This window comes from Paenibacillus sp. MMO-58, assembly GCF_037146255.1.
GTDB lineage: Bacteria > Bacillota > Bacilli > Paenibacillales > Paenibacillaceae > Pristimantibacillus.
Genome location: NZ_JBBCVY010000018.1, coordinates 1 through 23,596, shown reverse-complemented (window position 1 = coordinate 23,596; position 23,596 = coordinate 1). Strand labels below are relative to the sequence as shown.

22 protein-coding genes and 1 rRNA gene are annotated in these 23,596 nt (G+C 52.0%); all 23 read left to right on the top strand.

Going from position 1 to position 23,596, the window contains the following annotated elements:
• Positions 1-5 precede the first annotated feature (5 nt).
• Positions 6-1,100 carry an ABC transporter permease gene (locus tag WFJ73_RS30670; protein ID WP_336776669.1) on the top strand — a complete coding sequence of 365 codons (1,095 nt, stop codon included), beginning with the start codon at positions 6-8 and terminating at the stop codon, positions 1,098-1,100.
• Positions 1,097-2,059, top strand: a complete 963-nt coding sequence (locus WFJ73_RS30665) for an ABC transporter permease (RefSeq protein ID WP_012772069.1) — start codon at positions 1,097-1,099, stop codon at positions 2,057-2,059. The genes WFJ73_RS30670 and WFJ73_RS30665 overlap by 4 nt, the downstream gene beginning before the upstream one ends.
• Positions 2,060-2,310: 251 nt before the next feature.
• Complete coding sequence (gene nadA, locus WFJ73_RS30660) at positions 2,311-3,249, top strand: quinolinate synthase NadA (protein WP_012772070.1); 939 nt, start codon at positions 2,311-2,313, stop codon at positions 3,247-3,249.
• 46 nt (positions 3,250-3,295) lie between these two features.
• Positions 3,296-4,912 (top strand): L-aspartate oxidase, encoded by a 1,617-nt coding sequence (gene nadB / locus WFJ73_RS30655; protein WP_336776704.1) that lies wholly within the window; start codon positions 3,296-3,298, stop codon positions 4,910-4,912.
• Positions 4,905-5,789, top strand: a complete 885-nt coding sequence (nadC, locus tag WFJ73_RS30650; RefSeq protein ID WP_336776668.1) for a carboxylating nicotinate-nucleotide diphosphorylase — start codon at positions 4,905-4,907, stop codon at positions 5,787-5,789. The genes nadB and nadC overlap by 8 nt, the downstream gene beginning before the upstream one ends.
• Positions 5,786-6,556 carry a type III pantothenate kinase gene (locus tag WFJ73_RS30645; RefSeq protein WP_127496986.1) on the top strand — a complete coding sequence of 257 codons (771 nt, stop codon included), beginning with the start codon at positions 5,786-5,788 and terminating at the stop codon, positions 6,554-6,556. The genes nadC and WFJ73_RS30645 overlap by 4 nt, the downstream gene beginning before the upstream one ends.
• 2 nt (positions 6,557-6,558) lie before the next feature.
• Positions 6,559-7,458 carry an Hsp33 family molecular chaperone HslO gene (gene hslO / locus WFJ73_RS30640; RefSeq protein ID WP_336776667.1) on the top strand — a complete coding sequence of 300 codons (900 nt, stop codon included), beginning with the start codon at positions 6,559-6,561 and terminating at the stop codon, positions 7,456-7,458.
• Between the two features lie 19 nt (positions 7,459-7,477).
• Complete coding sequence (locus WFJ73_RS30635; RefSeq protein WP_336776666.1) at positions 7,478-8,452, top strand: peptidylprolyl isomerase; 975 nt, start codon at positions 7,478-7,480, stop codon at positions 8,450-8,452.
• Between the two features lie 161 nt (positions 8,453-8,613).
• A complete protein-coding gene (cysK, locus tag WFJ73_RS30630) occupies positions 8,614-9,552 on the top strand; it encodes a cysteine synthase A (RefSeq protein ID WP_336776665.1) in 939 nt (312 codons plus the stop codon).
• A 104-nt stretch (positions 9,553-9,656) separates the two neighbouring features.
• Positions 9,657-11,222, top strand: coding sequence for an anthranilate synthase component I family protein (locus WFJ73_RS30625; protein ID WP_336776664.1), 1,566 nt, complete (start codon positions 9,657-9,659; stop codon positions 11,220-11,222).
• Positions 11,223-11,255: 33 nt separating this feature from the next.
• Entirely contained in the window at positions 11,256-11,837 is a 582-nt protein-coding gene (pabA, locus tag WFJ73_RS30620; protein WP_336776663.1) for an aminodeoxychorismate/anthranilate synthase component II, read from the top strand.
• Positions 11,834-12,715 carry an aminodeoxychorismate lyase gene (gene pabC, locus WFJ73_RS30615; protein ID WP_336776662.1) on the top strand — a complete coding sequence of 294 codons (882 nt, stop codon included), beginning with the start codon at positions 11,834-11,836 and terminating at the stop codon, positions 12,713-12,715. Before pabA ends, pabC begins: the two co-directional genes overlap by 4 nt.
• On the top strand, positions 12,712-13,596 hold the full coding sequence (gene folP / locus WFJ73_RS30610; RefSeq protein WP_336776661.1) for a dihydropteroate synthase: 885 nt from the start codon (positions 12,712-12,714) through the stop codon (positions 13,594-13,596). Before pabC ends, folP begins: the two co-directional genes overlap by 4 nt.
• Before the next feature lie 20 nt (positions 13,597-13,616).
• Complete coding sequence (folB, locus tag WFJ73_RS30605) at positions 13,617-14,003, top strand: dihydroneopterin aldolase (protein ID WP_336776660.1); 387 nt, start codon at positions 13,617-13,619, stop codon at positions 14,001-14,003.
• The gene (gene folK / locus WFJ73_RS30600) at positions 13,981-14,532 is read left to right on the top strand and encodes a 2-amino-4-hydroxy-6-hydroxymethyldihydropteridine diphosphokinase (protein WP_336776659.1); all 552 of its coding nucleotides are present in this window, start codon (positions 13,981-13,983) and stop codon (positions 14,530-14,532) included. Before folB ends, folK begins: the two co-directional genes overlap by 23 nt.
• Positions 14,484-14,693, top strand: coding sequence for a helix-turn-helix domain-containing protein (locus tag WFJ73_RS30595; RefSeq protein WP_012772083.1), 210 nt, complete (start codon positions 14,484-14,486; stop codon positions 14,691-14,693). The genes folK and WFJ73_RS30595 overlap by 49 nt, the downstream gene beginning before the upstream one ends.
• Positions 14,694-14,778: 85 nt before the next feature.
• Positions 14,779-15,795, top strand: coding sequence for a tRNA dihydrouridine synthase DusB (dusB, locus tag WFJ73_RS30590; protein ID WP_336776658.1), 1,017 nt, complete (start codon positions 14,779-14,781; stop codon positions 15,793-15,795).
• Positions 15,796-16,057: 262 nt separating this feature from the next.
• The gene (greA, locus tag WFJ73_RS30585; protein ID WP_251657645.1) at positions 16,058-16,534 is read left to right on the top strand and encodes a transcription elongation factor GreA; all 477 of its coding nucleotides are present in this window, start codon (positions 16,058-16,060) and stop codon (positions 16,532-16,534) included.
• Between the two features lie 86 nt (positions 16,535-16,620).
• The gene (lysS, locus tag WFJ73_RS30580; RefSeq protein ID WP_336776657.1) at positions 16,621-18,147 is read left to right on the top strand and encodes a lysine--tRNA ligase; all 1,527 of its coding nucleotides are present in this window, start codon (positions 16,621-16,623) and stop codon (positions 18,145-18,147) included.
• Positions 18,148-18,396: 249 nt separating this feature from the next.
• Entirely contained in the window at positions 18,397-21,837 is a 3,441-nt protein-coding gene (locus WFJ73_RS30575; RefSeq protein ID WP_336776656.1) for a phospholipid carrier-dependent glycosyltransferase, read from the top strand.
• Between the two features lie 22 nt (positions 21,838-21,859).
• Positions 21,860-22,843 (top strand): glycosyltransferase family 2 protein, encoded by a 984-nt coding sequence (locus WFJ73_RS30570; protein WP_336776655.1) that lies wholly within the window; start codon positions 21,860-21,862, stop codon positions 22,841-22,843.
• Positions 22,833-23,279 carry a GtrA family protein gene (locus tag WFJ73_RS30565; protein WP_336776654.1) on the top strand — a complete coding sequence of 149 codons (447 nt, stop codon included), beginning with the start codon at positions 22,833-22,835 and terminating at the stop codon, positions 23,277-23,279. The genes WFJ73_RS30570 and WFJ73_RS30565 overlap by 11 nt, the downstream gene beginning before the upstream one ends.
• A gap of 207 nt (positions 23,280-23,486) precedes the next feature.
• Positions 23,487-23,596, top strand: a 16S ribosomal RNA gene (locus WFJ73_RS30560); the annotation flags it as partial.

Below are 23,596 nucleotides of genomic sequence, written 5' to 3'. Positions count from 1 at the left end.
AACGAATGAACACGATGAGAAAAATATTCGACAAGTCTTCCTTCCTTGTGCCGCTGGTGGCGATCATCCTTGGTCTCATCTGCGGCGCGCTTGCGATGCTTGCGGGCGGATATGATCCTTGGATGGCTTATACCGCTTTGGTGAAGAAGCTGTTCGGCAGTCCTTACGATATCGGTGAAGCGATCCGGGCGATTACGCCGCTTATCTTTACCGGTATTTCGGTAGCTTTTGCTTTCCGTACGGGCCTCTTTAACATTGGCGCTGACGGTCAATTTCTGATGGGGATGACGGGCGCAACGATTATTGGGGTAACGCTTGATCTGCCATGGTATATTCATGCGCCGCTTGCGATTATCGTTGGCGGATTGTTTGGCGGATTGTGGGCGGCGCTCGCCGGTTACCTGAAGGCAGCGAGGGGCGTTAATGAGGTTATCTCCTCCATTATGCTGAACTGGATTGCCCTCTTCCTGTCCAACTATATCGTAGGCACGTATCTCGTCATGGAAGGGCAGCAGAAATCAAAGCCGGTTCACGAATCGGCGCTTGTATCGATTAAGTGGCTGTCCGAAAGCATGGGCAATGCCCGTATGCACTGGGGAACGCTGTTTGCGATCATCGGCGTGATTGTGTTTTACGTTATCTTGTGGCGCACGAAGAAAGGCTACGAGCTCCGCGCGGTTGGCCTCAATCCGAATGCTGCCCTGTATGCGGGGATGAACGTTAACCGCACGATTATTACTTCGATGTTTATCAGTGGCGTGTTCGCCGGGCTTGGCGGCGTATTCGAGATTCTTGGCGTCTTTGGTTACCAGACGGTTATGGCCGCATCATGGGGTTATGGCTTTGACGGCATCGCGGTTGCCCTTCTTGGCGGCAATACGCCAATCGGCGTATTCCTTGGCGCTGTGCTGTTCGGCGGATTGAGCTACGGCTCGGCCGGCATGAGCTTCGGAGCGAATGTGCCGCCGGAGATTGTACGGATCGTTATCGGATCCATTATCTTCTTTGTCGCTTCACATGGACTCGTGAAGTTCTTCCTGAAGCCGTTTATGGCTCGCCGCTCGAATAAAGGCAAGTCGGAAGGAGGCAGTGCCCTGTGAACGCACTAGATACTATCGGACAATTAATTAGCATTACGCTTGTCTTCTCAACCGCTTTGATCTTTACCGGTCTTGGCGGCGTGTTCTCGGAGCGATCCGGCGTCGTGAACATCGGTCTTGAGGGACTTATGATTGCAGGCGCTTTTGGGGCTGCCGTATTCGCCGATCAAGCCATTCAGGGCGGAATGAAGCATGGCGCTCCATGGATCGGGCTTCTTGCCGGTCTGGTTCTGGGACTTGTGGTGTCTCTGCTTCATGCGGTTGCCACGATCACCTTTAAAGCCGACCAGACCATTGTAGGCGTCGTTATTAATATTTTGGCGGCGGGCCTTGCCATCTACCTGACGAAAAGCCTTTATGAAGGCTCCGGTCAAACACCAACGCTGGAATACGTGTTTAATCCGGTCGCTATTCCGGGATTATCGGATATACCTTTGCTCGGCAAAGGTATTTTCACGGCTTACCCAACCACGTATATTGTGATCGGGGTTGTCATTCTCAGTTATATCGTTCTCTACCGTACAACCTTTGGCCTCCGCCTCCGTGCGGTGGGCGAACATCCAAGCTCGGCTGATACGGTTGGCATCAGCGTAACGAAGTACCGTTATATCGGCGTCATGCTGAGCGGTGCATTGGCCGGACTTGGCGGTGCAACGATTGCTCTGACAACAACAAGCAACTTTGCCCATAATACGATCTCCGGGCAAGGCTTTATCGCGATTGCTGCCGTTATTTTCGGCAAATGGAATCCGCTTGGCGTGGCCGGCGCGGCGATCTTCTTCGGGATGGCGCAAGCGCTTCGGAACTGGGCCCAGCTGTTCGAATGGTCGCATCATATTCCGAACGAATTTTTCTATATGCTGCCGTACCTGCTGACGCTTATTGTGCTTGCAGGCGCAGTGGGACGCTCGGCGGCGCCAGGCGCGCTTGGCGAGCCGTATGATCCGGCAAAAAGGTAGCCGGAATCCCTTTACAGCAGTTGTTTATGCCCTCTTCTCCACTTCATGCAAAATTTGCTGTGGAGAAGAGGTTTTTTTATTGTCTAAATACATTGACAGCATCCTGCACCTGGAGTAAATTAAACCTTAACAAAAGAATCATAAATAGGCCATTGACTTTGAAATAGTTTGTGCATCAATTCACAAAGTCTGGATAGCCATAATCGGAATGGGACTCATCGCCCATCCCTCATAAGAGGAGAGGATCAACTGTGGAAGCACTGGCGCTGGAACGCAAGGCGGAACAGAATCGTGAACTGCGTGAAAGGCTCATGCAATTGAAGAAGGAACGCAATGCCATCATTCTTGCCCATTATTATCAACGAGACGAAATTCAAGAGGTGGCCGATTTCCGCGGGGATTCGTTCCTGCTTGCGCAAAAGGCTGCACAAACCGACGCGGACGTTATCGTTTTTTGCGGCGTTCATTTTATGGGAGAGAGCGCGAAAATTCTAGCTCCTAACAAAACCGTCATTATCCCCGACGAACGCGCCGGCTGCCCAATGGCCGATATGGTTAACGTGGATGGTTTGCGCAAGCTGAAGGCGCAGCATCCGAACGCGACTGTCGTTACGTATATTAACTCTTCTGCAGAGATCAAGGCAGAGACGGATATTTGCTGTACCTCGGCCAACGCCGTTAAAGTGGTGAACTCGGTTGAAGGCGATGAAGTCATCTGGGTACCGGACAAAAACCTTGGCCATTACGTGCAGCAGAACACCGACAAAAAAATGATTATCTGGGAAGGTTATTGCAACACCCATGACATGCTGACCGTGAAAGACGTTGAAGAGATGAAAGCGAAATATCCGAACGCTCAATTCGTCGTGCATCCGGAATGCCGTCCTGAGGTTGTAGAACTTGGCGATTTCGTCGGCAGTACAACAGCTATTATTAAATATTGCAAAGAGTCGGATTGTCAGGAGTTTATCGTTGGCACGGAAGACGGTACCGGCTACCAGCTGCGTCTGGACAGCCCGAACAAGACATTCCATTTTGCATCCAAATATTTGGTTTGCCCGAACATGAAAGTGAACAACTTGAAGAAGCTGGTGAAATGCCTGGAAACCATGCAGCCTCAAATTTACGTTCCTGATCATGTTGCGGATGAGGCCCGTAAGTCCCTGGAGCGCATGTTACTCGTTAAATAGGAGGAGCATGCGCTACTCCTATGCTTGGAGGCGCATTACGAAGATGATGATACCAAGATACCTTGTTGATCTGTCACTCGAGGACTTGCCGGTAATAGAGAAGGACGTTATTGTGATCGGGGCCGGCATCGCCGGTCTTTTTACCGCACTTCGGGCAAGCGAGAATAACCAGTCTGTCTTAATGATTACGAAAAAATCACTGCTGGACAGCAATACGCGTTACGCGCAGGGCGGTATTGCGGCCGTCATCTCGGATGACGATTCCCCGGCTTACCACCGAGAGGATACGCTAATTGCGGGAGCTGGACTTTGCTCCGAGGATGCCGTTAACGTTCTGGTTCACGAAGGGCCGGAAGGGGTTAACAATCTGATTAGAATGGGCACGCAGTTCGACCTGGAGAACGGTGAATTTGCGCTGACCAAGGAGGGCGCGCATAGCCAGCGCCGTATCCTTCATGCCAATGGCGATGCGACGGGCTACGAGATTGTGCGTGCTCTCTCGGAGAAGGCGACAGCCGACCCGGGCATTGACGTGTGGGACGATCATTTCGTGATCGATCTTGTTACGCAGGACGGCGAATGCTGCGGAGCGATCGTGCAGAAGCCGGACGGTCACCGCTTGTACGTACGAGGCAAAGCGACGATTCTCTGCTCCGGCGGGACTGGACAATTATATCGTTATACAACGAATCCGGATGTTGCAACCGGAGACGGTATTGCAATGGCTTACCGGGCCGGCGCGCTTATTCAGGATATGGAGTTTGTGCAATTCCATCCGACTTCGCTGTGTTATCCCGGCGCTCCGCGTTTCTTGATTTCGGAGGCCGTACGCGGAGAAGGCGCTTATCTGCGTAATATCCGGGGCGAGCGGTTTATGGATCGTTATCATCATCAGCTGGAGCTTGCGCCGCGCGATGTCGTGGCACGCGCGATAGTAAACGAGATGGAAGAGACGAAATCGACTTTCGTCTATCTGGATATCACGCATGAGTCGCCGGAAATGGTGAAGCATCGTTTCCCTACGATTTACGAATTCTGTCTGCAGTACGGACTGGATCTGACAACCGACTGGATCCCGGTTGCGCCGGCAGCCCATTATATGATGGGCGGAGTCAAAACCGACCTGTTCGGGGAAACCAATATAAGAAGACTGTTTGCATGCGGAGAAGTATCGTCTACCGGCGTTCACGGCGCGAACCGCCTGGCAAGCAATTCGTTGTCGGAAGCGATTGTTTTCGGCAAACGGATTGTAGACAGCATTATGAAGCTGCCGCAGCTGTTGACGAAGCCTGTCATAGAAAAGGATCAGCCGCGCAGCGGCGCGCCTATGCAGGCGGTAGTCGAGAAAAGACTGAAGCTGCAGAAGGTGATGGTACGGTATGCCGGGCTTCGCCGTGACGCGCATGGTCTTGAGAGAGGGCTCGAGGAACTGAAGCGGCAGCTGCCGTTTTTCCAATCGGTTCTTACCAAACGCGAGGAATACGAGTTCGCCAACCTGCTGACCTGCGCGGTTCTGACTACGGAATCCGCGCTTCAGAGGGAAGAAAGCCGAGGCGGTCATTATCGGGAGGACTTCCCGGAGAAGAATGACGAGGTATGGCGCAAGCATACCGTCATGCACCGGCTGCAAGGAACGACAGAGGAGCGAATTATTCATGTTTGATACAACATTTGGCACCTATAACCATGCCCTGCGCGAGCAAATCCGCAGCTGGCTGGCCGAAGATATCGGAAGCGGCGATATCACGACGGCAACAACCATCCCGATGGGCTCGCAGTCGACTGCGGTGATTCATGTGAAGGAGAGCGGGATTATTGCCGGTCTACCGGTTGCGCAGATCGTTTTCGAAATCGTGGATCCGGCGCTTCAGTTCGAGGCAAAAGTAAAAGACGGCGAGTACGTAGAAAAGGGTACGGTCATCGCAACCGTAGAAGGCAGTACCCATAGTCTGCTTACCGGCGAACGTCTGGCGCTTAACCTGATGCAGCGTCTGTCCGGCATCGCAACAAAGACGAATGCTTTCGTAACGACTCTGGAGGGCTTACCAGTCCGTCTGGTGGATACGCGCAAAACAACGCCTGGCCACCGGATGCTGGAGAAGTATGCGGTCCGAGTTGGCGGAGGGGCAAATCACCGTTTTGGTTTATATGACGCCGTAATGATCAAAGATAATCATATCAAGGGTGCAGGCGGAATCCGCCAGGCTGTTGAAGCATCCCGCGCGGCGATTCCACATACAATGAAGATCGAGGTAGAGGCGGAGTCTCTTGAGCAGGTGGAAGAGGCTCTGGCTAGCGGTGCGGATATTATAATGCTCGACAATATGGTACCGGCGCTGATGACGGAAGCGGTAAGCCTCATTAAGTCGCGCTCGCCTCATGTTATAGTAGAAGCATCGGGCAACGTGCGTTTGGATACGGTTCGCGCCATTGCAGCCTGCGGCGTAGACGTCATTTCCGTCGGCGGCTTGACCTATTCGTTTAATGCCCTTGATATCAGTCTGGATTTGAATGAGAAAAAAGGAGGCGCGCGGACGTGATTTTAGTAATCGATGTGGGCAATACAAACATCGTTCTGGGCGTCTATAAAGGCAAGGAACTGCTGCACCATTGGCGGCTCAGCACGAATCGCTCGGCGACCGTGGACGAGTACGGCATGAACATTCATAATCTGTTCCACTACGCGGGAATTCGGATGGAGCAGATCGAAGGCGTTATTATCTCCTCGGTTGTTCCGCCGCTCATGCGTGCCCTCGAGCAGCTGTGCATGAAATATTTGCGCAAGACGCCGCTTGTCGTTGGTCCCGGCATTAAAACAGGGCTTAACATCCGCTATGAGAATCCGCGCGAGGTTGGAGCCGACCGGATCGTGAACTCCGTTGCGGGTATCGTGAAATACGGCTCGCCGCTTATCGTTGTCGATTTCGGCACGGCCACAACGTTTGATTATATCGATGCTTCGGGAAGCTACCTGGGCGGAGCGATTGTGCCCGGCATCGGCATTTCCACGGAAGCCTTGTACCAGCGTGCGGCAAAGCTGCCGCGTATTGAACTAGTCAAGCCGAAGAGTGTCATCGGCCGCAATCCCGTTACGTCCATGCAAGCCGGTATCATCTACGGTTACGCCGGACAAGTTGACGGTATCGTGAACCGGATCAAAAAAGAGTTTCAAGTGAGCCCCCGCGTTGTAGCAACGGGCGGGCTAGCGGAGTTAATTAGCACGGAATCGGAAACGATAGAAGAAGTCGATCCACTTCTGACGTTGGAAGGATTGCGCATTATTTACGAACGGAATCAGGAGGGATAACCATGGAGCAGTTACCAGACGTACTCGTCCGGGGTACGGCGTGGGGAGGTAAAATTCGCGTTTTTGCAGCCTGCACAACGCAGCTTGTAAACGAGTTGCAGCGGCGTCATCAGACATTGCCGACGGCAACAGCCGCCTTCGGGCGCACGGCGACGGCGGCCGCAATTATGGGAGCCATGCTGAAAGGCGAGGAGCAGCTGACGGTAAAAGTAAAAGGCGACGGTCCAATCGGCCAAATCGTGGTTGACGCGAATGCGCATGGCGAGGTGCGCGGGTATGTCGATAACCCGGATGTCCTGCTGCCAAACAATGAGCACGGGAAGATTGACGTTGCCGGCGGGGTTGGCCGGAACGGTTATCTCCACATTATCAAGGATCTGGGCCTCAAGGACCCTTATCTAGGCAGCGTACCGATTATATCGGGCGAGCTGGGCGAGGATTTCACTTATTATTTTGCCGTATCCGAACAGACGCCTTCCGCAGTTGGACTTGGCGTACTTGTTGAGCCGGATGGAAGAGTCACTCATGCAGGCGGCTTTATTTTGCAGCTTCTGCCGGGTCTTACCGACGAAGAGATTACCCGTCTTGAGCAGGCTATCGGTTCCATTCCGCATGTGACGAAGCTGATGGAGCAAGGAGAAACTCCGGAAGGTATCCTGCGGCGCCTGGTAGGCGATGATCTGCACATTCATGACTCGCTCGGGCTGAAGTTCCAGTGTAAATGCTCGCGTGATCGTGTAGAGCAGACGCTCATCAGTCTAGGGGTATCGGAGCTGGAGCAGATTATTCAGGAAGACGGCAAGGCAGAGGTGGTCTGCCATTATTGCAATGAGGCTTATACGTTTGACGGGGAACAGCTGCAAGAGCTGATAGACCAGGCGAAGCCAAATCTGGTGCAATAATGCCGGGGACATCGGGGAAATGAAGAAATACGGGGTATTAAAAGCAGTTGTTGTTCTTCAAGCGATCTGTATGATCGTATTAAGCGTGGCCGTTATTGTGAAGTTGTCTCCGTTCTCGGACGATCCCGACAAGCATGATCCCGATTCGGAGACAAAAGCGCAAGCCGGAGATACGCCAAGCGATTCCGATCATGTATACAGCGATGGAATAGTTGCAACGGTAGGCGGGTTACCGATTACGGCCGCGGATCTGGTCGATCAGCTCAAGCGGCAGTATGGCGATAATGTGCTGCGGACAATGATGGTTCACAAGGCGATTGACCTGGAAGCAGGGGCTCAGCAGTTAAGTCTGTCCTCCGAGGAAGAGGAGAGGGAGCTTACCGCTATGATGGACGGCTATGATAGCGAGCAAGTTTTTTATGAAGTGATGAAAGAACAGCTTGGCATGACGAAGAGTGATGTAGAGGAAGATGTAAGGTACCGTCTGCTGCTCGAGAAGATTGCTATTCTAACCGTTAATCTATCCGAAGTGGAGATCGAGAATTACATAGCAACTCATCCGGAGCAATTCGCGGACCGGCTAAGGCTTCATGTGCAGTGGATTGTCACGGATACGAAAAAAGAAGCGGACGATGTGCTTGATAAGCTTACGGCCGGAGATACGTTCGAACAGCTTGCGCTGGAGTATTCGAAGGATACGAATACATCAGATACGGGCGGCGACCTTGGTCTTATCGATTCGGATGACCCGTTCTATGATGCCGATATGCTGGAGGAAGCCAGCAGGCTGCAGACCGGGGAATCAACCGGACCCATTAAGGTTCCGGAAGGCTATGCGGTTATTCGCGTGCTGGAGCGGCAAAAGACGGACGGCCTGACCGGCCATGTCCTGTACGATACCGCCCGCAAGGAGCTGGCGCTGTCCAAAGCTAAGCCGCTTAATGAGATCGAGGATGATTTGCTCGAGAAATACAACGCGGAGATTACCCCATAAGAGCACTTATCTATTATCTGGAAGCCGCCCGACAGGGCGGCTTCTCCCTTATCCTGTCAATTCAAGAAAGAAACTATTGACAACGGCTACGAGAGATTGATAAGATGTTAGTAGTGAAAAAACCAACTAAATTAGTCGGAATAAGGGAGGCAATTATTCTCATGGCTAGAATCGTTAACAGCGTAACTGAACTTATTGGTGATACACCGCTTGTCCGTTTGAACCGTCTTGTACCGGAGGACAGCGCGGAAATCTATGTGAAGCTTGAGTACCAGAACCCGGGCGCAAGCGTTAAAGACCGTATCGCGATCAGCATGGTCGAAGTAGCGGAGCAACAAGGCGTTCTGAAGCCTGGCGATACAATTGTCGAGCCTACAAGCGGCAACACAGGTATCGGTCTTGCTATGGTAGCTGCGGCAAAAGGCTACAAAGCGATCCTCGTTATGCCTGAAACAATGAGTATCGAGCGCCGCAACCTGCTTCGTGCTTACGGTGCTGAGCTTGTTCTGACTCCAGGATCCGAAGGCATGAACGGTGCTGTTCGCAAAGCGGAAGAGCTGGCGAAAGAGAACCCGTCTTACTTCATCCCGCAACAGTTCAAGAACCAAGCTAACGTAAAAGTACACCGCGAAACAACGGGTCCGGAAATCGTAGAAGCGATTAACTCGCTTGACGGCAAGCTGGATGCTTTTGTTGCCGGTATCGGTACTGGCGGTACAATCTCGGGTACAGGCGAAGTGCTGAAGAAGAACTTCGAAGGTATCAAGATTTACGCGGTTGAGCCTGCTGCATCCCCGATCCTGTCGGGCGGCAACCCAGGTCCTCACAAAATCCAAGGTATCGGCGCTAACTTCGTGCCGGATATCCTGAACCGTGAGATCTACGACGGCGTGATTACCGTTGAGAACGAAGAAGCATTCGAATACGCACGCCGTGCTGCGAAAGAAGAAGGGCTTCTGGTCGGTATTTCTTCCGGTGCTGCTATCTATGCTGCTCTGAAAGTAGCGAAGGAACTCGGCAAAGGAAAACGCGTTATTGCGATTATTCCATCGAACGGCGAGCGTTACCTGTCGACACCTCTGTTCAACTTCGAGAACTAATATTGTCTCCTATAAGTCCCCTGTTCTTAGGAACGGGGGCTTTTTGACGTTTGCAGAGGCTTTTTGTATACTTAGCAAATCATACCTGATCGGAGGAAATCGACATGTTCACCGCACTAGGGCAGTGGGCTTTATGGCAGGCAGAGCGCAAATACACAACCTTGCCGCTGCTGAAGCGCATTCCGCTTCATGCCATCACGGTTGATTCATGGGAGTCGGCATGGCGCGCGGCTTCACCACATGCTTTCGTATTGGAGAGCGGCAAGGATGGACGTTATACCTATTTGGGGCTGCATCCGGATGGGGTTATCCGCGGTAAAGGATACAGTGCCCAGTCATCGGAATGGGACCGGCAGGGGCATGTCCTGTCGGAACAGCTCTGGGAAGGCAAGCCGCTTGAGGTTGTTCGGCGCTGGATGGAGCCGCACCGTTCCCCTAAACTTGCGGAAGGTCCTAAGTGGACGGGAGGCTGCGTAGGCTTCTGGAGCTATGATGTGATCCGCTCAATTGAGCGGCTGCCTGAGCTTGCGGCGGATGATACGGGACTTCCGGATTATCTGTTCATGCGGATGAACCGGATCTGGATTGTGGACCAGCAAGAGAGGATGCTCTACTGTGCGGTCCATACGGCGGTTACCGGGGGAGAGAGCGAAGCCGAGCTGCAAGCTAAGTATGACGAGGCGGTTGCGTTAGCTGAGGAGATGGCCGTATTTTGGCAGCAGCATGTTCAGCCTCAAGGCGGCGAGGCGTCAGCCATGCGCGAGGAACGCAGTCAATTCACCGCAAGCGATAGTCTTCACATTGACGTAGAGTCGGTGGAAGGCATCACCTCTCCTTTCCGGAAGGAAGCATTTATGGAGGCAGTCCGCAAGATTCAGCACTATATCGGCCAGGGGGACGTATTTCAAGTGAACCTGTCGCAGCGGCAGAGCCGGAAGGTCAGCTCTTCGCCGGAAGAGCTGTACGAATGGCTGCGTATTTTTAATCCGTCCCCTTATATGGGCTTTCTACGCTGTCCGGACTTCCAGCTGGTCTCCGCCTCCCCGGAGCTTCTCGTCGAGCAGAACGGCGACAAGCTTGCAACTCGCCCGATAGCGGGCACGCGCCGCCGGGGCCGCTCGGAGGAAGAAGACCGCATGATGGCGGAGGAGCTTCGTACAAGCGAGAAGGAGCGGGCCGAGCATATTATGCTGGTTGACCTGGAGCGGAACGATCTTGGACGGATATCGGAATTTGGAACGGTTAAAGTGGAAGAGCTTATGGTCATCGAATATTATTCCCATGTGATGCATCTGGTCTCCCAGGTGGAAGGACGCCTCGCGGAAGGAAAGGATGCCTTTGACGTCATCGCCGCGACATTCCCGGGCGGAACGATTACCGGCGCGCCTAAGATCCGGACCATGGAAATCATCGAGGAGCTTGAGCCCGTGCGGCGCGGGGCCTATACGGGATCGCTCGGATGGATTGACTATAATGGCGATATGGAATTTAATATAATAATAAGAACGATGGCGGTGAAGAACGGTATCGTTAATATTCAAGCGGGAGCGGGTATCGTTATTGATTCCGATCCGGAGCGGGAATATTACGAATCGTTGAATAAAGCAAAAGCGCTATGGAAGGCGATACAGTATAGCGAACGGTTTGCGGAGCGGACGAGCCGGATATAGCGCGGAGCGATATACAAAGGGGGAGCAGGAGCGATGATTCTAGTAATTGATAATTATGATTCGTTTACGTACAACTTGGTGCAGTATTTGGGTGAACTGGGCGAAGAGGTTGTCGTGAAACGGAATGACGAGACTGATCTTGCGGGCATTGAGGCGTTGAAGCCTGACCATATTCTGATCTCGCCGGGACCTTGCTCTCCGAACGAAGCAGGGATCAGCCTGTCGGTCATTGAGCATTTCAAAGGCATTATTCCGATCTTTGGCGTATGTCTTGGCCATCAGTCGATCGGACAAGCGTTTGGCGGCGACGTTGTGCGCGCGGAGAAGCTGATGCACGGCAAGACGTCTGAAATCCTGCACGATGGCAAAACGATCTTTGAAGGAATCCCTTCTCCGTATACGGCTACCCGTTACCACTCTCTCATCGTGAAGCGCGAGACGCTTCCGGATTGTCTGGAGATTAGCGCGGAAACGGCGGAAGGCGAAATTATGGGACTGCGCCATAAAGAATATCCGATTGAAGGCGTACAGTTCCACCCCGAATCGATCATCACGCAGCACGGTCATGACATGCTGCGCAATTTCTTGAAAATCCGGACAGGCGCGGCTCGATGAAGATCGGGCTGAATGGTACGGTAATGGAATCTGGCGAAGCTGTGATCTCGGTATACGATCACGGCTTTTTGTACGGTATGGGGTTATTTGAGACGTTCCGCACGTACGGCGGCCAGCCGTATTTGCTGGACCGGCATATGAAGCGCCTGGTGGAGGGCTGCGAAGCAATCGGTATCCGTTACAAGCCGGATATGGATGCGCTGCGGAAGATGATAGCCATCCTGCTGAGAGAGAACGGGCTTACAGAAGGTTATATTCGTCTCACCGTTACGGCGGGAACCGGGGAACTGGGACTTCCGTCGGGGGATTACGAGCAGCCAACGGAGTTCATGCTCGTTAAGGCGCTTCCGCCCCATAACGAGAGCCTGTACAGCCAAGGTAAAGAGTTACGGCTGCTTAAGACCGCAAGAAATACCCCGGAAGGGACCATTCGATTAAAATCGCTCCATTATATGAACAATATAATTGCTAAGCGGGAATTGCTGGCAAGCGATGCATCGTCGTCGTCGGAAGGGCTTATGCTGAGCCAAGAGGGACTTCTTGCGGAAGGCATCGTCAGCAATTTGTTTTTTGTGCAGGAGGACACGATTTATACTCCTTCGACCGATATCGGCATTTTGCCGGGAATAACAAGGCAGCGGGTTATCGAGCTGGCTCGCGGGCATGGCTATACCGTGAGGGAAGGGCATTATTTGTTTGAGGAGCTTCTTGCCGCGAATGAAGTATGGCTGACGACTTCTATACAGGAGCTTGTACCGGTAACGCGCGTAACCGATCATCATGGCGGCAGAACGGTGGTTGGTACCGGATCCGCAGGACCCGTGCTGCGGGAGCTGCTGCTCGCCTACCGCCAAGATACGGAGGAACAACAACAATGAGCGAACAAGAACAAGGACAGGAACATACAGGCTATAAGCCGACCTTTTGGAATAGAAGCTATGAGCTTGACGGCGGATTAAAGCTGGAGCTTGGGAAGCGAACGTTGATTATGGGCATTCTGAACGCTACGCCGGATTCTTTCTCGGATGGCGGACGGTATAACCATGCGGAGGCTGCCGCTGCTCGTGCGGCGGCTATGGTTGAGGAAGGCGTCGATATTATCGATATCGGCGCGGAATCGACGCGTCCCGGCTTTGAGCCGGTCAGCGTGGAAGAGGAGCTACGCCGCCTGCTGCCCGTTATCCGAGCCGTACGCGAAGCGGCTCCTCGCGTTCCGATCTCCATCGACACGTACAAAGCCGAGACGGCGCGCCAGGCGCTTGAAGCGGGCGCGCATATTATCAACGACATTTGGGGTCTGAAGCATGACCCCTTTATGGCGGCCGTGGCGGCCGAGTATGGCTGTCCGGTTATTATCAGCCATAACCGCCCTGCCCGGGACTACGGCGACCTTGTCCCGGATGTGCTCGCCGACCTGCAGGCGAGCGTGGCCATTGCGCTTCAGGCTGGCGTTGAAGCAAGCCGGATCTGGCTCGACCCGGGTCTTGGTTTCGCGAAGGACCATGACGACAACCTCGAATTTATGGGCCGGTTGTCGGAACTGAACGCGCTTGGCTACCCGGTGCTGCTTGGCACCTCGCGCAAACGGTTTATCCGGCAGACGCTTGGCCTGCCGGTTGACGATCTTGCGGAAGGCACGGCAGCAACTACGGCGCTTGGCATTGCCCAAGGCTGCCAAATCGTACGCGTGCATGATGTGCGCGCGAATAAGCGGACAGCGATGATGACCGACGCGATCATGTACCGCCGTTCTAAATAGAAAGCGAGGAAGCGAAAAACATGGACAGCATGATCATGAAGGGCATGCAATTTTATGGTTATCACGGTGTTTTTCCGGAGGAGAACCGGCTGGGACAGAAGTTTATCGTTGACCTTGAACTGAAGCTGGACCTCGAGAAAGCGGCGGCAACCGATGATTTGGACGCAACGATCAACTATGCCGAGCTGTACGAGCAGATTAAATCCGTCGTGCAGGGAGAGCCATATAAATTAATCGAAGCATTGGCCGGCGGCATTGCAACGCGGGTTTTGGAAGCTTATACTATGATAAATGAAGTGACGGTTCGCGTAACGAAGCCAAATCCGCCGTTCGAGATCCATTTTGACGGGGTTACGATTGAGCTTCGCCGCAAGCGGGACGGGAATGGACGTGTTGTCCGTGCCTAACACCTTGGCGGAAGCGTACATTGCTCTAGGCTCCAACCTTAACGATCGTGAGGGACTGCTTCAGCAGGCGGTTGAATACCTCCGGCAGCAGCCCGGCGTTCAAGTGTTAAGGATATCCGGTATTTACGAGACTGACCCTGTCGGGTATACGGATCAGCCGGCTTTTCTGAATATGGCGATGGCCGTTAAGACCACTCTTCCGCCTCTAGAGCTTCTTCACGTGTTATTTACAGTGGAACAGCTTCTTGGACGCGTAAGAGATATACGCTGGGGACCGCGCACCATAGATCTAGATCTGCTGTTATATGGAGATGTTACGATGGATGACGAGGAGCTGACGCTTCCTCACCCCCGTATGCTGGAGCGGGCATTTGTGCTTGTTCCGCTTGCGGATGTCATCGATTCGTCGCATCCTCTGCAGGAACGTGTTTCGACTACTGCAGCAGCGGCGCTTCAGGATGGAAAGGAAGGCATCACGTTATGGAAAATCACCAATTGGCTCAGCGAGTACGGGCATTCCGGAAGCTGAAGGGCTACACCCAGCAGGAGCTGGCAAAGGTATTAGGCGTATCGGTTGCGGTCCTTGGATCGCTGGAGCGGGGAACCCGCAAGCCCGATGCCCGGCTTATGATGAATATAGCGAATACGCTTGGCATCAGCTATGAAGAATTAATGGATACGGAATCATAACGTACCTTTCATATGACGCGCTAGAACTTCATTACTTCCGTCATTAAGGCGGCAATTCAATTTAAGAAGGAGGGACAGAAGCAGCATGTTGAAAATCGGAGACATCGAGATGAAAAATAAAGTCGTGCTTGCGCCGATGGCTGGCGTCTGCAACCCGGCTTTCCGATTGATTGCCAAAGAATTCGGAACAGGCCTTGTATGCGCGGAGATGGTCAGCGACAAAGCGATCCTGCACGGCAACAAGCGTACGATGGAAATGTTGTTTGTAGACGAGCGCGAAAAGCCGCTTAGCCTGCAAATTTTCGGCGGCGACCGTGAGTCGCTCGTTGAAGCGGCCAAGGTCGTGGACCAACAGACCAATGCCGATATTATTGATATCAATATGGGATGCCCGGTGCCAAAGGTTACGAATTGCGACGCTGGTGCGCGCTGGCTGCTTGACCCTAACAAAATTTACGAGATGGTGTCGGCGGTAACCGCCGCTGTCAGCAAGCCGGTTACCGTGAAGATGCGGATCGGCTGGGACGACGAGCATATTTACGCGGTAGACAATGCGAAGGCTGTCGAAAGCGCGGGCGGCAAAGCGGTCAGCGTTCATGGACGTACCCGCGAGCAGCAATACACCGGCAAAGCGAATTGGGACATTATCCGCGACGTGAAACAGGCGGTTTCCATTCCGGTTATCGGCAACGGCGACGTCTTCTCGCCGGAGGATGCCCGCCGTCTGCTGGACCATACCGGCTGCGACGGCGTTATGATCGGACGCGGAGCGCTCGGCAATCCTTGGATGCTGTACCGTACGATTCAATACTTGGAATCGGGCCAGCTGCTGCCGGATCCGCTTCCGCGCGAGAAGCTGGAAGTTGCGATTTTGCATATGGACCGTCTCGTAGCCTTGAGAGGCGAAGCGACTGCCGTACGCGAAATGCGCAAGCATATGGCCTGGTACCTCAAAGGACTTCCGGGCGCGGCACGCGTGAAAGATGTCATTATGGAAGAGACAGGACGCGACAGGCTTGTCGAAATTATGGAGCAGTACATTGCTTCTTTGGATGAAGAAGCGCTTGCCGGTATGGTAGGAAGCACTAACAAAGCACATTAAGAGAGCGAAGAGGATTATCGGTCTGCAAATCGATAATCCTCTTAAGTCTATTTCTGATAAAGCGGTTACAACACAAATTTGGCTTTGATTGACATTCGGGGTGTCTTTGAAATATAATCTTGCAATATACATCAACGACATCGTCGTTTCCGCGCTAGCTGCCCCGCAACTTGGCATGAGGAACGGGGAATGCAATATATTTAAATAACAGTGAATTCATACGCCGTATGAATAATATGTCACACGACAGGAGAATCGGAAGATGAGCGATAAGGAAATCATTCTGACTCAGGACGGGTTAAAGAAACTTGAAGAGGAACTGGAAAACCTCAAGTCGGTCAAGCGTCGTGAAGTAGCGGAACGTATTAAGGTGGCCATTGGCTACGGCGACATCAGCGAGAACTCGGAATATGAGGATGCCAAAAATGAACAGGCTTTCATCGAAGGCCGTATCATTACGCTTGAGAAAATGCTCCGCAACGCGCGGATTATCAATAATGATGAGATCGACACCGATACGGTAAGTATTGGATCGGTTGTAACGGTGGAAGATTTGGAATTCGGTGATACAATGGAATATGCAATCGTAGGATCAGCGGAATCCGACCCTCTTCGCAACAAAATCTCGAACGAGAGCCCTGTAGGCAAGGCGATATTGGGTAAGAAGAAGGGTACAGTAGTGGACGTTAGCGTGCCTGCCGGCATCATTCAATATAAAATCGTCGATATTAAAAAATAAGGTCTGCATTGCCATTTGCGCATATTTTTCGAAAGCTTCCTTAGCGGAAGCTTTTTGAACGTTCAGCAGTGCCTTTAATTTAGGAGATGAATGAAGTGGATCAGCAAAACACGGGAGTGGAACAAGAACAAGAACTAAGCGAACTTCTGCAAATCCGCAGAGATAAATTGGACGAGCTGAGAGCTCTTGGCGTTGACCCGTTTGGCGTCAAATTCGAGCGTACGCACAATGCGAAAGACATTGTGTCCGCTTATGAGGAGCTCAGCAAGGAAGAGCTGGAAGAGAAAGCAATCAAGGTAAGCGTTGCGGGCCGTATTATGCAAAAGCGCGGCATGGGCAAAGCTTCTTTTGCGCATATCCAGGATCTCTCCGGCAAAATCCAGATTTACGTTCGTAAAGATACGGTTGAAGCGAACAAATACGCGGCGTTTGAAATGCTCGATATCGGCGATATTGTAGGCATCACGGGCGTCGTTTTCAAGACGAATACCGGCGAAGTATCGGTAAAAGCTTATGAAGTGGAAGTGCTGACGAAATCTCTGCTCCCGCTGCCTGATAAATATCACGGCTTGAAAGACGTAGAACTGCGCTACCGCCAGCGTTACGTCGATCTGATCGTGAACCCGGACGTACAACAAACGTTCATTACGCGTTCCCGCATTATTCAATCGATGCGCCGTTACCTCGATTCGAAGGGCTACCTCGAAGTGGAAACGCCAACGCTGCATTCCATTGCCGGCGGTGCTGCGGCTCGTCCGTTCATTACCCACCACAATGCGCTTGATATGCAGCTGTACATGCGTATCGCGATTGAGCTTCACCTGAAACGCCTTATCGTAGGCGGTCTGGAGAAAGTATACGAGATCGGCCGCGTTTACCGGAACGAAGGTATCTCGACGCGCCATAATCCGGAGTTTACGATGATTGAGCTGTACGAGGCTTATGCCGACTACAAGGATATCATGGCATTGACGGAGAACCTGATCGCCCATATCGCGCAAGAGGTTCTCGGCACGATGAAAATTTCTTACCAAGGTCAAGAGATCGATCTGACGCCGCAGTGGCGCCGTGTTTCGATGGTGGACCTGGTTAAAGAGGTTACCGGCGTAGACTTCAGCGTAGAGATGAGCGACGAAGAAGCTCATGCCCTTGCGAAGGAGCATAAAGTACCGGTTGAGCCGCATATGACATTTGGCCATATTCTGAATGCGTTCTTCGAAACGCATTGCGAGCATACCTTGATTCAGCCGACATTCGTTACGGGACATCCGGTTGCGATCTCGCCGCTGGCGAAAAAGAATCCGGTAGATCCGCGCTTTACGGACCGCTTCGAGCTGTTTATCGTAGCGCGCGAGCATGCGAACGCGTTCACCGAGCTGAACGATCCGATCGACCAGCGTCAGCGTTTTGAAGCTCAGCTTGTCGAGAAAGAACAAGGCAATGACGAAGCGCATGAGATGGATGACGACTTCATCCGCGCCCTCGAGTACGGCATGCCGCCTACAGGCGGACTTGGCATTGGCGTTGACCGCCTTGTTATGCTGCTTACCGATGCGCCTTCCATCCGCGACGTTCTGTTGTTCCCGCATATGCGCGAGCGTGCAGGCGAATAAGAAGTTAACGACAGCACCGCTTGGACTTACAGGTCCGGGCGGTGTTTTTTTTGCGAATATAAGACAGTATACGTTTTTACTATACTTTGCTTATATTTCATTCGCGCAACGTATGCTGCCCTTCCTATGGACGGCATAGCCGTTTTCACTTGGATAGGAGCACACATTGACATTTGATAGGGAAAGTGAGAATGTATTTTACAGGAAAAACAAGCTCGAAAACTTAACGTTTGAGGTGAACCGCGGAAAATGTGGAAGAGTGGCTTGCGTGCAATCATTTGTTTATTATTTGTTCTCGTTGTTGGCCTTTTGCCTGCCATGAACGGTTATGTATCCGCTGAGGGGAGTGCCAGCGCAGAAACCAATGCTTTAGGCAATATTGCGACAGAAGCTTTCTCGCCTGTCATTACTCTGCAGTCGGAACAGACCGCTTCGGCTACACCTCAAAATCAGGAGAAAATAGACCCGAAGAAAATATCGGCTTTTCCGGTACTATCGATATCGGCTTTGTTTGGCGCCTTATTCGCTTACCTGTATAGCAGATGGCTGCGTGCCCGGGAATTTACGGTGAGCGGTAAACCTCTTGCGGCTGGCGGCAAGCCGTCCCTGAACGGACTATGGATCGCGCTTCTAGCGGCATTCGCTTTCAGGTTCTACATAGCGGCCACGAATCCAGGCTATACGAATGATATCAATACGTTTATTTATTGGGCGAATCATGCCTTCAAGGACGGACTCGGCAACTTCTATCAGGAAGGCCTGTTTGCCGATTATCCGCCCGGCTATATATATGTGCTCTATGTCATGGGGGCACTGCAATCATGGATCGGGATTGGGTCAGCCAGCGATGCGGCAATCGTATTTTACAAGCTTCCGGCTATTATCACCGATCTTATTACCGGTTATCTCATTTATCGTACAGCGGCAAAAAAACTCGATCACCGCGCTGCCTTCGGCCTGGCGATGATTTTCGTCTGGAACCCTGCCGTTTGGATCAACTCGGCCGGATGGGGACAGGTTGATTCCTTTTTTGCGCTGATTCTTGTATTGGCCATTCGCGCTATCACGGACGGCAAGCTGGAGCGCGGTTCGATCTGGTTTGCGCTGGCCGTGCTTGTGAAGCCGCAGGCGCTGATTTTTACGCCGGTTATGCTTCTCGCTTACGGTTACAACCTCAGGCATTGGAAGCGTGTTGCCGCGGGGATTGGTTACGGCGCTGTTGCGTTCCTGTTGCTCGCCGCACCGTTTATTTGGAAGAACGGGGGATTATCCGCGCTCTATCACCTTTATAAATCAACCTTGTCTTCTTACCCGTACGCGACGCTGAACGCATTTAATCTCTATGCTTTAACCGGCGGCAACTGGGCGAAGCTGGACGCGCATTGGCTAGGACTGGAATACTCCGTTTGGGGGAATATCGGGATCGTTTTCGCGACAGTGGTCTCCGTCCTCTTCTTTGCCTTCCGGAAGCAGCAGAAGGACCTGACCGGCTCCTTCTACATGGCTATGATTTTAATCGTTACCGTCTTTATGTTTGCTGCCAAAATGCACGAGCGCTACATGTTCCCGGCACTCCTGCTGATGATCTTCGCTTATGTGGAAGCGAAGGATCGCCGGATTCTGCATCTGCTGCTTGGCTTTAGCATTACGCATTATATTAATGTCGGCTATGTCCTGGCCTTCAGCCAGGAGAATACGTTCCTGCCTTCTTCGAACGGCATTATGATCGTAACTTCGCTTGTTAACATCGGTTTGTATTTGTATATGATCTATATCGGTTATGATAGATATATCAAGGGCCGCCAGCAGCCGGTTCCAGCGGTGACGAAAGACGAGCTTGCCATGTCCGAAGAGCGGCTGCTGCAAAGCGTAAGGGCACAGGAGCAGCCTGCAAGCAGACTGCACCGTAAGGACTGGCTATGGATGTCCGTCATTACGGGGATTTATGCCGTTATCGCGCTTGTGAATCTGGGGTCTACGGTTAGCTTCGACAGCGGTTGGAAGGCGGACCGGGACGGCCAAAGCTTCTATGTTGATTTTGGCAAGCCGGTACAAATCGGCCAGATCAACAGCTTTAATGGAGTTGGCGTTGGTAAGTACAAGTGGGAATTCAGCAGCAGCGCGCCGGATCAATGGAGCAATTCGATCGAGATTGAGCAAAAGGTTGGCGATGACCTGAAGTGGACGGTTAATCCGGTCAATCAGACGGTCCGTTATGCGAAGCTGACGGTAACCCAGTGGGGCTTCTCCATGCAGGAGGTTGTCTTCTACCCGGAAGGAAGCGACAAGCCGATTCCGGTTGAGCAAGTTGTTGATCTTGGCGATGGAAGCGACGTGCAGCAGGATGCGGCTCTTGCAGGCAGCCGGTTGTTTGATGAACAGCAGGATGCCGTATATAAGCCGAACTACCTGAACAGCTCATATTTTGACGAGATTTATCATGCCCGTACCGCTTACGAGAATCTTCATGGCATGAAGGCTTACGAGAATACGCATCCGCCGCTCGGCAAGCTGCTAATCGCGGTAGGGATCAAGCTGTTTGGGCTTAGTCCGTTTGGCTGGCGAATTGTAGGCACGCTGTTTGGTATCGGGATGCTGCCGATCATTTACTTGTTTGCCTTGCAGCTGTTCCGCAAGACGGGCTATGCGGCGACGGCAACGATCCTATTCGCGGCAGACTTCATGCATTTCACGCAGACAAGGATTGCGACAATTGACGTGTATGGCGTCTTTTTCATCATGCTGATGTTCTACTTCATGAATAAATACAGGGAAATGAGCTTTTACCGCTCTCCGCTTCGAAAAACGTTAGTGCCATTATTTTGGGCAGGGCTGCTGTTCGGGATCGGGGTCGCTTCCAAATGGATTGTCATTTACGGCGGGGCCGGACTGGCGGTTATGCTGGCGCTTGTCCTGATTGAACGTTACCGCGAGCACGCTGCGGCTAAGCGTGCTCTGGCGAGCAGGGAAGAAGGCTATCACCATCCGGATGACGGGGCTTACCAAAAGGCTTCCCGGGGGTTTATGCGCAATACGCTGCTGACTCTGGCAAGTTGTCTTGTTTTCTTCGTCGCGATCCCGTTAGTTATCTATTGCTTGTCCTATATTCCGGTTCTCCACGTCAAGGGAGATACGTATACGGCGGAACGGCTTGTCGAGTACCAGAAACATATGTATGACTATCACAGCAAGCTTGTCGCGACGCATCCGTATTCGTCCCAATGGTGGGAGTGGCCGTTTATGAAACGTCCTGTCTGGTATTATAACGGCAAAAATCTCGAACCTGGAATGGTCTCGTCCATTTCGGCATTCGGCAATCCGCTTATATGGTGGACGGGGATTTTTGCGGTCATAGCAGCGCTGTATATAAGCGTCAAACGCAAGGATAAGAGGATATACGTGCTCTGGCTCGCTTATCTATCGCAATACCTGCCATGGATGCTCGTTCCGCGGCTGACGTTCTTATATCATTATTTTGCCATGGTGCCATTCATGATTCTGGCTATCGTTTATATATTCACCCGTATTGAAGAAGGACGCGAGAATAAAAAATGGATCCGCTGGGTATATGCCGGCATAGCGGTCGTTCTGTTTATAATGTATTATCCAGTTATTTCCGGTATGGAAGTAAGCAAGGACTATGTGATGATTGCTCTAAGACATTTTGACTCTTGGGTCTTTTACAGCTGATGAACGGAAGGGGTAGACGGGCATGAAGGCGAGATACAGCATTATAGTGCCGATGTATAACGAAGAAGAAGTGATTCGCCATACGTATGTCAAACTGAAAGAAGTTATGGACGGTTACGGCGAGCTTTATGAGCTTGTATTCGTTAACGACGGCAGCAAAGACCGGACGGTCGAAATCGTGGAAGCCATATGTCAGCAGGACGGCAATGTCCGTCTGATCAACTTTTCGCGCAATTTTGGCCATCAGATCGCCATTACGGCCGGTATGGATTACGCGCAGGGCGATGCCATCATTATAATAGATGCGGATCTTCAGGATCCGCCGGAAGTAATGCTCGAGATGATCGCGAAGTGGAAGGAAGGCTACGAGGTTGTCTACGGGAAACGGCTGAAGCGCAAAGGCGAAACGATCTTCAAGAAACTAACCGCTATGATGTTCTACCGCACAATGCGGAGCCTGACGAATTTCGATATTCCGATGGACACCGGCGATTTCCGTCTGATCGACCGCAAGGTCTGCGATGTGCTGCGCGGATTGAAAGAGAAGAATCGCTTCGTGCGCGGTCTTGTCAGCTGGGTAGGCTTCCGCCAGACGATGGTGGAGTATGTCCGCGAGGAGCGTTTTGCGGGCGAAACTAAGTATCCGCTGAAAAAAATGATTAATTTTGCGGTGGACGGCATCACCTCCTTCTCTTATAAGCCGCTCAAAATCGCAAGCTATATCGGCTTTACCCTGTCGGCCACAAGCTTCGTTTATTTATTGGTCGTGCTGTGCCAGCGCCTCTTTACTACAAGCACGGTAGCGGGATGGACAACCATTGTCGCCATTAATCTCTTGTTTAACGGGATTATTTTGATGCTGCTTGGGCTTATTGGCGAATATATTGGCCGGATCTATGATGAATCCAAGAACCGTCCTCTATATATCGTAAGAGAAGCCAGAGGGTTTAGCGAAGAGAAGGAACAAGCGGAGAAACAGGAGAAGGAACGCGATTATGTCCATTGAGCAGCCGCAGCAGCAGGTTAGCCCTAGAAAACAAAAGCTTGGCGCATTAAAGCAATTCGTCTTATTTAATATGATCGGACTGCTCAATACCCTCGTGGACTTTGTTGTCTACAGCATGCTAGTGTGGGCGGGACTGTATGTCCTCCCCGCGCAGGTTATCTCTTATAGTGCCGGCATGGTGAACAGCTATGTGCTCAATTCTCTTATTACCTTTAAAGGGGCTTCAAAAAGGGATAGCGAGTACAAAGCAGATCGCGGAAGGGCAATACGCTTCATTTTGCTGAATGCGGCGGTACTGGGAGTGTCTATGTTGCTTCTATATGAGCTGACGAAGGCAGCGGGATTAGGTCCGTTCACGGCTAAGCTGCTGGCAACGGGGGTAACCGTTGTGCTTAACTTCGCGGGCAGCAAGTGGTGGGTATTCAAGCAGTCATAAATAGGAGATCAACATGTATCAAAAAAACTTTTAAAAAGTGCTTGCATTCAACTAGGCGTTCATGATATATTATCTCTTGTCGCCGCTGAGAAACACGTGAACGACACGAAAAACAAATTGTTCTTTGAAAACTGAACAACGAGCGAAACTGCCCCGTTAGAAATAACGGAAAAGCGATAAAACAAAGTTTGAGCAAGTCAAACACTTTTAATGGAGAGTTTGATCCTGGCTCAGGACGAACGCTGGCGGCGTGCCTAATACATGCAAGTCGAGCGGACTTTGCCTTCGGGTAAAGTTAGCGGCGGACGGGTGAGTAA

Coding starts and splice junctions, on each gene's coding strand:
- WFJ73_RS30670 (WP_336776669.1), top strand. CDS start 6: ATGAACACGATGAGAAAAATATTCGACAAGTCTTCCTTCCTTGTGCCG.
- nadB (WP_336776704.1), top strand. CDS start 3,296: ATGATACCAAGATACCTTGTTGATCTGTCACTCGAGGACTTGCCGGTA.
- nadC (WP_336776668.1), top strand. CDS start 4,905: ATGTTTGATACAACATTTGGCACCTATAACCATGCCCTGCGCGAGCAA.
- hslO (WP_336776667.1), top strand. CDS start 6,559: ATGGAGCAGTTACCAGACGTACTCGTCCGGGGTACGGCGTGGGGAGGT.
- WFJ73_RS30635 (WP_336776666.1), top strand. CDS start 7,478: ATGAAGAAATACGGGGTATTAAAAGCAGTTGTTGTTCTTCAAGCGATC.
- cysK (WP_336776665.1), top strand. CDS start 8,614: ATGGCTAGAATCGTTAACAGCGTAACTGAACTTATTGGTGATACACCG.
- WFJ73_RS30625 (WP_336776664.1), top strand. CDS start 9,657: ATGTTCACCGCACTAGGGCAGTGGGCTTTATGGCAGGCAGAGCGCAAA.
- pabA (WP_336776663.1), top strand. CDS start 11,256: ATGATTCTAGTAATTGATAATTATGATTCGTTTACGTACAACTTGGTG.
- pabC (WP_336776662.1), top strand. CDS start 11,834: ATGAAGATCGGGCTGAATGGTACGGTAATGGAATCTGGCGAAGCTGTG.
- folP (WP_336776661.1), top strand. CDS start 12,712: ATGAGCGAACAAGAACAAGGACAGGAACATACAGGCTATAAGCCGACC.
- folB (WP_336776660.1), top strand. CDS start 13,617: ATGGACAGCATGATCATGAAGGGCATGCAATTTTATGGTTATCACGGT.
- folK (WP_336776659.1), top strand. CDS start 13,981: ATGGACGTGTTGTCCGTGCCTAACACCTTGGCGGAAGCGTACATTGCT.
- WFJ73_RS30595 (WP_012772083.1), top strand. CDS start 14,484: ATGGAAAATCACCAATTGGCTCAGCGAGTACGGGCATTCCGGAAGCTG.
- dusB (WP_336776658.1), top strand. CDS start 14,779: ATGTTGAAAATCGGAGACATCGAGATGAAAAATAAAGTCGTGCTTGCG.
- greA (WP_251657645.1), top strand. CDS start 16,058: ATGAGCGATAAGGAAATCATTCTGACTCAGGACGGGTTAAAGAAACTT.
- lysS (WP_336776657.1), top strand. CDS start 16,621: ATGAATGAAGTGGATCAGCAAAACACGGGAGTGGAACAAGAACAAGAA.
- WFJ73_RS30575 (WP_336776656.1), top strand. CDS start 18,397: ATGTGGAAGAGTGGCTTGCGTGCAATCATTTGTTTATTATTTGTTCTC.
- WFJ73_RS30570 (WP_336776655.1), top strand. CDS start 21,860: ATGAAGGCGAGATACAGCATTATAGTGCCGATGTATAACGAAGAAGAA.
- WFJ73_RS30565 (WP_336776654.1), top strand. CDS start 22,833: ATGTCCATTGAGCAGCCGCAGCAGCAGGTTAGCCCTAGAAAACAAAAG.